9 protein-coding genes and 1 pseudogene are annotated in these 12526 nt (G+C 73.9%); 7 read left to right on the top strand and 3 right to left on the bottom strand.

What is annotated here, in order from left to right:
• Positions 1-235 precede the first annotated feature (235 nt).
• Complete coding sequence (locus OV079_RS08860; protein ID WP_267767427.1) at positions 236-2251, bottom strand: tetratricopeptide repeat protein; 2016 nt, start codon at positions 2249-2251, stop codon at positions 236-238.
• 57 nt (positions 2252-2308) lie between these two features.
• On the opposite strand from OV079_RS08860, the gene OV079_RS08855 reads away from it, so the two are divergent.
• Positions 2309-3067 carry a hypothetical protein gene (locus tag OV079_RS08855; RefSeq protein WP_267767426.1) on the top strand — a complete coding sequence of 253 codons (759 nt, stop codon included), beginning with the start codon at positions 2309-2311 and terminating at the stop codon, positions 3065-3067.
• Complete coding sequence (locus OV079_RS08850) at positions 2950-3900, top strand: hypothetical protein (protein WP_267767424.1); 951 nt, start codon at positions 2950-2952, stop codon at positions 3898-3900. The genes OV079_RS08855 and OV079_RS08850 overlap by 118 nt, the downstream gene beginning before the upstream one ends.
• A gap of 390 nt (positions 3901-4290) precedes the next feature.
• On the opposite strand, the gene OV079_RS08845 is transcribed toward OV079_RS08850, so the two are convergent.
• Both OV079_RS08845 and rpsD read right to left on the bottom strand, forming a co-directional pair.
• On the bottom strand, positions 4291-4440 hold the full coding sequence (locus OV079_RS08845; protein ID WP_267767423.1) for a hypothetical protein: 150 nt from the start codon (positions 4438-4440) through the stop codon (positions 4291-4293).
• 257 nt (positions 4441-4697) lie between these two features.
• Positions 4698-5315 (bottom strand): 30S ribosomal protein S4, encoded by a 618-nt coding sequence (gene rpsD, locus OV079_RS08840; protein WP_267767421.1) that lies wholly within the window; start codon positions 5313-5315, stop codon positions 4698-4700.
• Positions 5316-5501: 186 nt separating this feature from the next.
• On the opposite strand from rpsD, the gene OV079_RS08835 reads away from it, so the two are divergent.
• The 5 genes and pseudogenes from OV079_RS08835 to OV079_RS08820 all read left to right on the top strand — a co-directional run bounded on the left by OV079_RS08835 (position 5502) and on the right by OV079_RS08820 (position 12322).
• On the top strand, positions 5502-6404 hold the full coding sequence (locus tag OV079_RS08835; RefSeq protein WP_267767420.1) for a heme/hemin ABC transporter substrate-binding protein: 903 nt from the start codon (positions 5502-5504) through the stop codon (positions 6402-6404).
• 367 nt (positions 6405-6771) lie between these two features.
• Complete coding sequence (locus OV079_RS08830; RefSeq protein WP_267767419.1) at positions 6772-7803, top strand: FecCD family ABC transporter permease; 1032 nt, start codon at positions 6772-6774, stop codon at positions 7801-7803.
• Between the two features lie 694 nt (positions 7804-8497).
• A pseudogene (locus tag OV079_RS57480) lies at positions 8498-8641 on the top strand (ATP-binding cassette domain-containing protein); the annotation flags it as partial.
• Between the two features lie 4 nt (positions 8642-8645).
• Positions 8646-10256: an ATP-binding cassette domain-containing protein gene (locus OV079_RS08825; protein WP_267767418.1), complete on the top strand. Its 1611-nt coding sequence runs from the start codon at positions 8646-8648 to the stop codon at positions 10254-10256.
• Positions 10253-12322, top strand: a complete 2070-nt coding sequence (locus OV079_RS08820; protein ID WP_267767417.1) for an MXAN_6640 family putative metalloprotease — start codon at positions 10253-10255, stop codon at positions 12320-12322. The genes OV079_RS08825 and OV079_RS08820 overlap by 4 nt, the downstream gene beginning before the upstream one ends.
• Positions 12323-12526 lie beyond the last annotated feature (204 nt).

Below are 12526 nucleotides of genomic sequence, written 5' to 3'. Positions count from 1 at the left end.
TGGTAAAAGCCCCGCACCGGGGCAGTCGCCCGGGGGGGCGACAAGTCAGCGGAAATCAGGCTGAACCACTTCGCGCCGATGCACCACGCCGGGCGCGGGCCCTTCGCTCACGACATCGCTGACGAACAGCGTTACTGGAGCCCAGCCTCGCGCCCCACAAACGCCGACGACGCGCACCCCGGAGCTCTCCGGCATGCGCGTCGTCGCGGTTTCCGGCCGGGTCGCCCGGCGCGGCTCAGTTCTGGCGCTGCCGCGGCGGGGGCAGGCTGTCGAGGATCCGCTTGAACTCCGGGTGGTCCGGGATCATCTGCAGCGCCGCGCCGCAGACCTGGCGCGCCTCGTCGAACATGTTGGCGTCGCGCATCGCCGAGGCCAGGTTGACGACCGGCTCGATCTCGCGCGGGTTGATCGCCACGACCGCGCGCAGGTGCTCGACGGCCTCGCGCGCGCGGCCCTGCTTGCGCAGGATCGCCGCCATGAGGTTGCGGATCTCCGCGTCGTTCGGGCGCAGGCGGACCGCGTCGTTGAGGTGCGACAGCGCCGAGGCGTCGCCCTCGCTGTCGCGCACGGCCAGCGCGAGCATCAGGTGCGGCTGCCAGTAGCGCGGGTCACGGCCGATCATCTCGCGCAGGAACTTGGCCGCGGCCAGGTGCTTCTGCGGGTCGCCGCTGCGCACGTAGTCGATGGCCTGGTCGTAGCGGTCCTCGAAGCTGTCGACCTCGAGGGTGAGGATCGCCCGGCGGGCGAACGCGTCGTCGTCGAGGCTGCGGCGCTGCAGCTTGAGGATCGCGTCGAGGTACGGGCGGGCGCGGGCCGGCTCGTCGCCCTCGAGGTACATGCTGGCGACGTAGCGCAGCACGGTCGCGTTCTCGGCGTGCTTCTCGGCGGCGCGCAGCATCAGCACGGTCGCCTTCTCGAGCTTCTCCTCCTCGTGGAGGTCGAGCAGGATGTCGAGCGTGCTCTTGTGGATCGACGGCTGCTCGATGGCCTGGGCCAGCAGCGCGAGCGCCTCGTCGCGGTCCTCCTGGATCTTCTTCGGGTCCTCCGCGGTGGTCTCCCACAGCACGTTGGCGAGGTCGCCGTAGGCGCTGGGGACCTTGCCCTCCTCGACGGCGCGGCGGAGGAACGGCTCGGCCTCGTCGAACTGGTCGTTCTCGATCAGCAGGCTGCCGAGCTGGGCCATCACCACCGGGCCCTCGTTGCCGTTCTCGACCGCGAACTGGGCCACCTTGAGCGCGTTCTCGAGGTCGCCGGCGGCGCGCAGGGTGTCGACGAAGCCGGCCGCGACCGCGGCGTTCTGCGGGCCGAGGTTGATCGCCTGCTGGAACGCCTGCACCGCCGAGCCGAGGTCGCCGACGCGGCGCAGCACCAGCGCGAGGTGGTGCCACGCGCCCTGGTCGTTCTTGCGCTTCTGCGCGGCGATCGACAGCGCCTGCACCGACAGCGGGATGGCGGCCTGGTCGGGCTGCCCGGCGATGAGGATGTCGGTCATCGCGTGCAGCGCCTGCATCGTCACGTCCATCTCGGGCGCGCGGCCGAGGGCGTCCATCAGCGGCGACAGCAGCTGGTCCGAGGTGGTCGGCACGCAGCGGCCCTGGAGCGCGCTGAGGTTGCCGAGGCCGACCAGGAACGAGATGATCGCCTGCACGTTGGCGGTGCCGAACGCGTCCTGCCAGGTCGGCTTGGCCACCGACTTGCCGAGCGCGCCGGCGATCTTCTGCGTCAGCACGAACACCTCGCCGGGCAGCTGATCGGCGGTGGTCTCGGCGGTGAAGGTGTCGACGGTCTCGAGCGCGGGCCCCGGCTTGATGGCGACCAGGCGGGCGGTGAGCGTGACCTTGTCTTCCTGGGCGAACATGTCGGTCGCCAGGCCGAACTTGGCGTTGGCGAACCGGCCAATGCCCTCGAGCGCGCGGTCGTCGGTCCACGGCTCGCGGAAGATCATCAGCGCCGGCGCGCGGCGGCCGTTCTGCTCCTGGATGGCCGTGAACACCGGCGCGGCGGCCCGGACCCCGGCCTCGGCCAGCTCCTGGGCCCAGAAGCGCTGGATGCCCATGCCGAGCGGCGCGCCCTTGCCCTCGTTGGTGCACGAGACCGGCAGCGTGACGAGCTCGATCGCCTGGGCCGCCTCCTGGATCTCCTCCTCCGAGGCTGCGCCCTCCTCCTCGTCGCCCTCCTCGAACATCAGCTCGCCGGGCTCGAGGTCGCCTTCGGTGTCGTCGTAATCAGGGTCTTTGGGGTCGCCGGACATGAGGCGCGAAGCCTGCCAAACCCGCACCGGGCGCGCAAGGCTGGTACCCTGGGGGTGGTGGTCACGGCGACACCAGGCGGGGGAGTGAAGTCACAAGCCACGGCCCCGCGCGCGCCCGCGGGCCCGGGCGTCCGCGGGCTGACCGGCGCGGCGGCCCTGGTCGTCGCGTGGCTGGCCGCTTGCGGCCCGCCCACGGTCGACGCGCGCGCGCTGTGGATCGCGTCGGAGCGCGACAAGGGGGGCGCTCGCACCCTGGCGATCTACGACGCCGGCCGCTTCGTCGAGCGCGAGCTCCTGCCCGCCGCTCCCGGGCCCGAGGCCGACGTCCAGCCGCTGGTCGTCGAGCTCGACCCGCGCGGCCAGGGCGCGCTGATCCGGGCCGGCGACGGCGGCTGGCAACATGAACTCGGGGACAGCTTCGGCACCCTCCGCGCCGGCTACGTCGACCTCGTCGGCGAGCGCACCCTGCCGCTCGCCCTGCCCGCCCGCCTCGCCCCCGACGCCACCGGCTTCGCCCCCGCCGGCGGCGCGCTGTGGTGGACCGCCGGCTGCCCGGCCGAGCTGCAGCTGGTGCCGCTGTCGCCGCGCGTCGCGACCCCGACCGCCGGCGAGCCGCCCGCTGTCGTGCCGCTCGCCTGGCCGCTGCCGGCCGGCTGCGCCGAGGTCTGGGGGCCGTGGGCGCCCCCGACGCCCCGGTCGTGTTCGTCCTCCAAGGTGTCCCCGAGGACGGGTTCTTGCGGCCAGGTCCCAACGGACATGTCCTTGCGCTCAGGTACCCGCGGCCCAACGAGGGCTACGACGCCGCGCCCACGCTGACCGAGCTCGGCGCGGCCCGGCTCCCCGACGTCCCGCTGGCGCGGACCCAGCGGGTGCGCTGCGCCGGTCCCGGTCCGAGCTGCGGGCTCGCGGCGGTCGACCCCGACGGCAGCGCGCTGAGCGTGGGCGGGGCCGACGGCAGCTGCCGCGTGTGGCGCTGGGCCGTCGGCGAGCCCGAGGCGGCGTGCGCGGTCGCGGCCGACGCCCCCGAGTGGACCGACCCCTCGCGCCTGATCGCCGCAATCTCGCCGCGCCACTACGTGTTCCGCGACGGCCTGGTGGTCCGCCGCTACGACCACACCACCGGCGAGAACGACGGCCGGCCGCTGATCGGCGACACCGGCGAGCTGTTCACCCGCGCCAGCGCCGACGGCCGCGCCCTGCTGTTCGTCACCACCCGCGGCGCCGCCATGCGCGTCGACGAGGCCCGCCTCGAGCTGCTGAGCGCGGAGCAGTCCCCCTGCGTCGGCGGCCAGCCGCCGGTCGCCTCGCCGAGCGCCCGCTTCGCCGCCTGGACCTGCGTCAGCGACACCCAGGACGTCGGCGGCCTGACCGCCGGTGAGATCGTGCGCGTCTCGTCGGCCGGCATGGAGCGGTTCCAGGGCGTGCCGATGTGGGCCCTGGCGATCGACGACGACGGCGACCTCCTGCTCCACAGCCGCGACGACCAGGACTTCAGCCTCGAGCTGCTGCCGCCCGCCGCCCCGCGCAACCTCTACGTGCTGACGGCCGACGGCGAGCTCGCCCGCGTCGACGCGCTCGAGCCCGACCCCGAGCTGATGCGCGGCACCGGCCCCGCCGTGTTCCGCTGGATCGCCGCGCAGGCGCTCTGACGCGAAGAGAATGCCCTGAAGGACATGTTTCTGAGAGCATGACCTCGCGGCCATGTCGTCCAAGACATGCGTCGCCGCGCGTCGTGAACGCCGATGCGGCAGCAGGTCAGCCCGAGAGGAGCGACCCATGAGCGCCGGACATGCCCTCCAAGACATGCGACGCCGCGCGTCGTGAACTCCAGTGCGGCAGCGGGTCCGCTCGTGAGAGCGTGAGCGACCCATGAGCGCCGGACATGTCCTCCAAGACATGCGACGCCGCGCGTCGTGAACTCCGGTGCGACGGCCTGTCGGCCCGAGGCAGCGCGAGCGACCGAGGGCCGAGAGCGGCCCTCGCGGATCGTCCCGCTGCGCCGGCGAGGCCGACGCCCGCCGCGAACGTCGAGTCCGATGTCAGTGCGGCCAGGCCCCGCGGGCCGGCCCGTCGATCGGCGTCGTCGCCTCCGCGCGGCCGATCGCGTGGCCGCGGTGGAACGCGTCGTCGATCAGCAGCGCCATGCGCAGCGCGTCCTCGGTGAAGCAGGCCACCACGTCGGCTGGCACCCCGGCGTCGCGGGCGAGGGCGAACTTCCGCAGCAGCCGGCGCGCGCGGCGGCAGGCCGGTCGGGGCCGGCGCGACGTCGGCGACGACCGCCAGCACCGCGCGCAGCACGTCGGGCGTCACGCCGTCGGCGACGAGGTCCCAGGCGGCGGCCTCGATCCGCTGCAGCTGCTCGGTCGCCGCAGCGTCGAGGCCGCAGCGGCGCACCATCAGCGCCATCAGCGAATTGTCGGGGGTCGAGGGGCGCGGCATGGGACTCCTAGAAGAAGCGGGCGTAGTACTCGACCACCAGCTGGACATCGAGCTCGAACGGGGCCCCGTCGCCGCGCGGGGTGCCGACCATCTTCACCCGGCGGTGCGGCAGGTCGCACTCGAGCCAGGCGGGCAGCGGGATGCGGGTCGGCGTGGCCACCGCGCGCTGGACGATGTCGAGGTCGACGCTGCGCGGGCGCAGCGTGATCTCGGCGCCGGTGCGCACGCGGAACGACGCGATGTCGACGCGGTGGCCGTCGACGCGGATGTGGCCGTGCGTCACCAGCTGGCGGGCCGCCGGGATCGTCGGCGCCAGGCCGGCGCGGAACACCACGTTGTCGAGGCGGCGCTCGAGGTACTCGAGCAGCACCTCGCCGGTCACCCCCTTCGCCGCGATCGCCTCGGCGAACAGGCGCCGCATCTGCCGCTCGGTGACGCCGTAGTTGAAGCAGAGCTTCTGCTTCTCCGCGAGCTGCATGCCGTAGGCCGAGGGCCGCTTGCGCCGCGCCTGCCCGTGCTGTCCGGGTGGATAGGGCCGCTTCTCGCGCGACTTGGCGGTCAACCCCGGGAGGTCGACGTCGAGGCGGCGGAGGATGCGGAGACGAGGTCCGGTGTAACGACTCATGGTGCGCTTCCGAGCGAGAGGCAAACTGATATCAATTTTCAAAATCACATGTCAAGTCCCCGCGATGACCCTGTGGGGGGCGGTTTGAAACGAAGGCTCAAGAAATTAACTTTGATTTCCATTTTCAAAATGTGTTACCGACAAGCCTGGACCGACCGCCTCGCGGTGTCATCGGCCTGGAGCTGCATGTCCGCCTCGACCGTCCTCCGCTCGCTCGTCCTCGCCCTCGCGCTGGTCCCGGCCTGTGCTGTCCCCGGGGACAGCCCGGCGCCCGCGGCCGCGCAGGTCACCGCCCCGCAGCGGATCGTCACTCTCGGCAGCTCGATCACCGAGGCCGTGTTCGCGCTCGGGGCCGGCGATCGCGTCGTCGGCGTCGACCTCTCGAGCCTCTATCCCGAGAGCGCCGCCGCCCTCCCGCGCGTCGGCTACTACCGCCAGTTCTCCGCCGAGGGCGTGCTCGGCCTGCGCCCCGACCTCGTGCTCGCCAGCAGCGAAGCCGGTCCGGCCACCGCGCTCGAGCAGGTCCGCAACGCCGGCGTCCGCCTCGAGCTGGTGCCGGCGGGCGAGAACCTCGACGCCGCCCGCGGCAACATCACCGCCGCGGCCGCCGCGATCGGTCGGCCGGAGGCGGCGGCCGAGGTGCTCGCCGCGCTCGCGGCCGACCTCGCCGAGGCCGATCGGCTGCGCGCTCGCGTCACCTCGCGCCCGCGCGTCCTGTTCATCTACGCCCGCGGACCGGGCCGTCTGCTCGTCGCCGGCCGCGAGACCACCGGCGCCGAGCTGGTGCGCCTGGCCGCCGCCGACAACGCCGGCGACGCCCTGACCGGCATGCGCCCGTGGAGCGCCGAGGCGGTCGTCGCCGCCGCCCCCGAATTCGTGGTCCTGCCGTCGCGCGGTCTCGAGAGCCTCGGCGGCGTCCCGGGCCTGCTCGCCCTGCCCGGCCTGGCCGAGACCCCCGCCGGCCGTGCCCAGCGCGTCGTCACCGTCGACGACCTCAAGCTGCTCGGCTTCGGCCCTCGCGTCGGCCAGGGCGTCCGCGAGCTGCTGGTGGCCCTGCACCCCGAGCTCGGCGAGGGAGCCGCCCCGTGAGGCCTGTCCGATCGCACATGTCCTCGAAGGCAGAGCCGCCTGTCCGCTCGCGCATGCTCTCAAGAGCAGCGCAACCTGTCCGCTCGCGCATGCTCTCAAGAGCAGCGCAACCTGTCCGAGCGCGCATGTCCCCGCAGGCAGGACGCGTCCTGGCCCGCCCGCACGTGACGCCCGCGTCCGTCGACGCCGAGTCCCGGCGTCCCCGCCCATCCCCGTGCGACCCCCCAGCCCCTCGCCCGCACTGCGCGCACGTGACTCCGGCGTCCGGCACCTCCGAGTCCCGGCGTCCCTGCCCGTCCCCGGGCGACTCGACCACGCCCCGTCCGTCCCGCCCAGGAGCCGCCTTTTGATCCCGGTCCAGGCGAGCATGCCCGCCGGGACGGTCCGACGCGTCCGCCCAGTCCTGCTGGGCCTCGCCGTCCTCGTCGTCCTCGGCGTCCTGCTCGAGCTGGCCGTCGGCGCCGCCGCGCTCGACCTGCCGCGGGCGGTCGCCTGCCTGGTCGCCCCCGATCCGACCTGCGACCCGAGCGACCACTACATCCTCACCGCCCTGCGCCTGCCGCGGGCCATCGGCGCGGTCGTCGTCGGCGCCGGCCTCGCGGTGGCCGGCTGCGCCATGCAGGGCCTGTTTCGCAACCCGCTGGCCGACCCGACCCTCGTCGGCGTCAGCAGCGGCGCCGCGCTCGGGTCCGGCCTGGCGATCGTCTTCGGCCGCGTCCTCCCGGTCCTGCCCGGCGGCTTCACCCAGCCGGTCCTCGCCTTCGCCGGCGGCCTCATGGCCACCTGGCTCGTCCACGCCCTCGCACGCGTGCGCGGTCAGACCTCCATGGTCGGCCTGCTGCTCGCCGGCATCGCCGTCACCGCCCTCGCCGGCTCCGCGCTCGGCCTGCTCAGCTACCTCTCCGACGACCGCCAGCTGCGCGACCTCAGCCTGTGGCTGCTCGGCGGCCTCGGCGGCATCACCCGCGAGGTCGCCCTCATCCTCGTCCCCCTGGTGGCCCTGAGCGGCGGCCTGCTGTGGCGCCGCGCCCGCGACCTCGACGCCCTCCTCCTCGGCGAATCCGAGGCCTTCCACCTCGGCGTCGACGTCGAGCGCCTGCGCCGGCGCGTGATCACCGAGGTCGCCCTCGCCGTGGGCGTCTGCGTCGCCTTCACCGGCATCATCGGCTTCGTCGGCCTGGTCGTCCCGCACCTGCTGCGCGGCCTCGTCGGCCCGCGCCACCGCGTCCTGGTCCCCGCCGCCGCGCTCGGCGGCGCCGGCCTGCTGCTGTTCGCCGACGCCGCCGCCCGCACCATGCTCGCCCCCGCCGAGCTCCCGGTCGGGATCCTGACCTCCCTCCTCGGCGCTCCGGTGTTCCTCACCCTGCTCGCCCGTGTGCGCGCCACGGAGCTCGTGTAATGGTTTCTATAAATAAAGCTATATCAATGACATGGATAGACATCATTGATGTATCGAGCGAAGCCACGCCAGGGCTCGACAGGGCGCCCCGACCTGTCCTGAACGCCATATCTCCCTGTCGCCCTCGCGCCGCGATTGCAGGCCAAGCCGGAACGCCGCACGGCCTGCCCTGCGAGCCGGCTCGCAGGGAGCTCCCGGCAAACCTGTCGAGACTGGCCGCGACAGCGGCCCAGCCAGGCCCAGGCCGACGCGCGCTCCCTCTCGCGGACGACCTCCTGCGCGGCCCCGGCGGACGCCATCCCTGGGCCGCAGCTCGTCGGACGGCTCTTTCTCGAGTCGCCCCGTCAGGCGATCGGACCCGGCCTCGGGAGCCCGTCCCGCTCGGCGGTCGTGTCCCATCCGCGCTCCAGCGGCCGCAAACCCGCCCGAACAGCAGCCACGCGCAAACAGCTCCCGCCGCACGGAGACCCGCAGGCGTCGTCCCGTTCGGAGCTCCGCCCAGCCGCTCGCTCGCGCACTCGCCCCCGGCCGTCACAACCGACCGCTCGACGACGGTCGCCGCACCGATCAGGCTCGAAAAAGCATCGCATGGGCAAGCACTTCGGCGCTCATCTCTCAACCACCACAGCATACTCCCGGCGAGCCGACCTGTCCCGAGAGCCATCCACCCTTCCAGCGCACCGCGAGGCCCGGCATGAGCCTCGAGGCCACGCGGGTCCGCGTCGACGTCCGGGGCGCCGTCTTGCTGCGCGACCTCTCGCTCGTCGCCGAGTGCGCGCGGGTGCTCGCCGTCGTCGGCCCGAGCGGCGCGGGCAAGTCGACCCTGCTGCGCGTCTGGGCGGGTGAGCAGGCCGCGAGCGCCGGCGACCTCCGCTTCGACGGCTGCCCGCTCGGCCAGCTTCCCCGGCGCCCTCGCGCGCCTGCGGGCCGTCCTGCCGCAGGCCACCGCCCTGCGCTTCCCGCTCACCGCCCTCGAGGTCGCCACCCTCGGGCGGCTCCCGCACCCTGGCCGCGGCGAGACGCGACGCGACCGCGACATCGCCTGGGCCGCCCTCGAGCTGGCCGAGGTCGCCCACCTCGCCGACCGCCTCGCCCCGACCCTCTCCGGCGGCGAGCAGCAGCGCGTCCACCTGGCCCGGGTGCTCGCCCAGATCTGGGAGCCCACCCCCGAGCACCCGCGCCGCTACCTCCTGCTCGACGAGCCGACCGCCAACCTCGACCCCGGCCACGCCGTCCGGATCCTCGCGCGCCTGCGCCAGTTCGTGCGCGCCACCGACACCGCCCTGGTCCTCGTCCTCCACGACCTCGGCGCCGCCAGCCAGTGCGCCGACGACCTCGCCCTCCTGCACGCCGGCCGCTGCGTCGCCCACGGCGACCCTGCCGCCGTCCTCACCCCGGAGCGCCTTCACGACTGCTTCGGCGCCCGCTTCGACCTCGTGCCCGCCCCGGCAGGCCGCGGCTTCGCCGTCCTCCCGCGCCCCCCGACGACCTCCAATGCTGACCGCCGACCTGCCTCGAAGGCCAGCCTCAGGTCGCCGCGGTCCCCGCCCTCACTCCCACCCGCGAGTTCCGCGCACATGTCCCTCACAACCTGTCCCAAGATTCACCTCATCCTCTTCGCCCTGCTCACCGCCTGCGGCGACTCCGGGCAGGGTCCCATGTCCGACAGCGAAGCCACGACCGGCGGCGATGCCACGACCGGCAACGATGCCACCTCCGGCACCGCTGCCGATCCCGGCACCGGCGGCGACCCCATGACCACGGCCGAGCCCGGCACCACTGACGGCCCCGACGAGCCCTCGGACGCCTGCCCGCTCGTCGAAGTCCCCTGCATCGACGCCGCGATCCAGGACCTCTCCTTGCAGGACGACAAGGTCAGCGACGCCGAGGTCACGAGCGCGCAGGACGGCCCCGACTGGGTCTCGCGGATCGACGCCTCCGCCGGCGGGACCATGGCCGCCGCCATGAACCCCTGGGTCTACCTCCGCTTCACCGACGTCGGCCTCGAGCGGGTCGACCTCGACGACGTCGCCGCGCTCGAGAGCGGCGCGTGGGACATCGCCGCCAAGCGCTACGGCATCCGCGTCAACAGCGGCAGCTCGGGCCCCTCGTGCGTCACGGTCGCCATGCCCGCCGGCGACTACGCCGACCTCGACGCCGCCCCGCCCGACGCCGAGTTCGCGCCGGAGGCTTACTACGACGACGCCTGCCTCCTTCAGGAGGACGGCTCCGGCCTGCCCGGCAGCCCTGCCTACCGCATGGCCGGCTGGTGGGGCTACACCGGCTGCGTCACCACCACCGGCTTCCCCTACGCCCTCCGCCTCGCCGACGGCCGCGCCGTCAAGCTGGTGATCGAGGCCTACTACGAGGCCGGCCAGGACGACTGCAACGACAACGGCACCATGGGCACCGGCCCCGCGCGCATGACCTGGCGCTGGAGCTTCCTCCCGTGAACCCTCGCAGCTCCGCACAACCCGACGTCGATCGCGTCGTCGGCGACCGCGAGGTCCCGGGCATCGACCCGGCGACCGGCCCCGCCCTCACCTCCGCCATCGACGCCACGGGCACCGCCCTCGCCACCGGAATCGACCTCGCCACCGGAATCGACCTCGCCACCGGAATCGACCTCGCCACCGGCCCCGCTCTCTCGCACGGGCGGCCGCCCTTGCGATGCGCATCCGGCCTCGTCCACCTCGCCGCGCTCGCGGCGGCGATCATGCTCCCCGGCCTCGCGCGCGCCGAGCGGCCGACCGAGGGCGGCCTCTGGCCATATGACCCGAAGGACATCCTCGCCACCCACGATCACCCGGGCGGCGGCCTGCGCGTCCACTACAGCGTCGACGGGCCGAGCGTCGTCCCGCTCGCCGACCTCGACGCCGACGGCGTCCCCGACTACGTCACCCGCGTCGCCGAAACCGCCGCCGAAGTACTCGCCCTCTACCGCGACGTCTTCGCCCTCCGCCCTCCGCGGACCGAGGCCGAGCACGACCTCGGCCCGCTCGGTGGCAGCGACGCCCTCGACATCTACCTCGTCGACTTCGCCGGCGCCGCCGACGGTCACTTCGGTCACGACGCCTGCGACCCCGACGCCTGCGCCGGCCATCTCCTGCTCGAGAACGACTTCGCCGGCTACGCCTACGCCGACCTCGCCGAGGCCGTCGACACCGTCGTCAGCCACGAGCTGTTCCACGCCGTCCAGGCCGCCTACGTCGTCGACCTCCCGGTGTGGTTCTCCGAGGGCACCGCGGTGTGGGCCGAGCGGGCCTATCGCCCCGGCTCGCGCGACTTCCTGCGCCTGTGCGACGCCTACCTCGCCGACACCGGCCGCTCCCTCTTCAAACCGCCCGCCGGCCCCGTCCCCGCCTTCGCCTACGGCACCGCCCTGTGGTGGGACTTCCTGATCGACCGCCACGGCCCCGACCTCGTCGACGCCCTCCTGCAGCTCGGCGAGGCCCCCGATCTGCCTGTCGCCCTCGCCGAGCTCCTGCGCGAGCGCAGCGACGACCTGCGCCTCGCCTGGCTCGAGTTCAGCGCCTGGAACCTCGCCACCGGCCCGCGCGCCGGCGCCCGCGACAGCTACCCCTACGCCGGACAGCTCGCCGGCGTCACCGCCGAGCAGGACGCCTCGCCGCTCGCCGACGACGATCGCTTCTTCTCGCTGACCGCCCGCTACTACCGCCTCGATCACCCCGGCGGCCCGCTGTGGTTCGGCCTCGCCGCGCCCGCGCCGGGCCTCGAGTTCGCCCTGCAGGCCGTCGCCGGCGGCGCCGCGGACGGTCCGGTCGAGCCGCCGCAGCTCGCCTGGGACGGCGCCGATCCCGAGCCGCGGATCCTCGCCGACCTGCCCCCCGGCGGCTACTGGCTGGCCGTCGTCAATCCTGTCCTCTCGGACATGTCGATCCAGGCCCACCTGTGCGCCGCCGCCACCCGCGACGCCCTCGCCTGCGTCGACTCGCTGCCCGCCCCCGAGGCCACCGGCGCCGCGGACACCGGCGACACCACCGCCGACGCCGACGCCAGCGACACCGACACCGACGCCAGCGACACCACCACCGACGACCGGACCCTGTGGACAGCGACAGCTGCGGCGGCTGCCGCACCGGCAGCCCCGGCCTCGCGGGCCTGCTCTTCCTGCTCCGGCGCCGGCGCCGGAACGTCCCCGCGCGCATGCCCTGAGCCCCCTCGAGCTGCTGCCGCGAATACATGTCCCCAAGAACATGTCTTGAAAGACACCCAAGTTCGAGCCCGCCACCACCACGCGAAGACACCCCAGGCTTCAGCGCATCCAGCCGTCGAGCTCCCGCATCGCGCTGCATCTCGCGCCGGCCTATCTTTTAAAACATGTCCTGAGCGCCATCTCGCCGCGACGGCCTTCGCTCTGGAGGTTTTCCGAGGCCCGAGATCCCCGCATTCCTGGCCGCGCGCGCCGAGGTCTGGTTCGGCCGCGCCTGCACCATCCTCGAGACCGAGACCGTCGCCCCGCGCCTGCGTCGCGTCCGCTTCGGCGGCGCCGCCCTGAAGCGCTGCGGCCGGCGGCCCGGGCACGAGGTCGAGGTGCACCGCACCGCCCGGCCTCCTCGCGTCCTCTGGCAGATGCCCTCGCGCCTCGGAGGCTGGCGCCCCGCCTCGCTCGCGCCGCACCCGCGCTCGCCCGAACGACGCCGATCTGCCCGCTCCCGACGAGATCCTCCCCGCGTCTTGCAGCCGGCCGTCGCACGGCGCA

The sequence above is a fragment of the Nannocystis pusilla genome, assembly GCF_026626665.1.
In the GTDB taxonomy this organism is placed as follows: domain Bacteria; phylum Myxococcota_A; class Polyangia; order Nannocystales; family Nannocystaceae; genus Nannocystis; species Nannocystis pusilla.
This window is presented reverse-complemented; position numbering and strand designations above follow the sequence as displayed.

Coding starts and splice junctions, on each gene's coding strand:
- OV079_RS08835 (WP_267767420.1), top strand. CDS start 5,502: ATGTCCGCCTCGACCGTCCTCCGCTCGCTCGTCCTCGCCCTCGCGCTG.
- OV079_RS08830 (WP_267767419.1), top strand. CDS start 6,772: ATGCCCGCCGGGACGGTCCGACGCGTCCGCCCAGTCCTGCTGGGCCTC.
- rpsD (WP_267767421.1), bottom strand. CDS start 5,315: ATGAGTCGTTACACCGGACCTCGTCTCCGCATCCTCCGCCGCCTCGAC.
- OV079_RS08860 (WP_267767427.1), bottom strand. CDS start 2,251: ATGTCCGGCGACCCCAAAGACCCTGATTACGACGACACCGAAGGCGAC.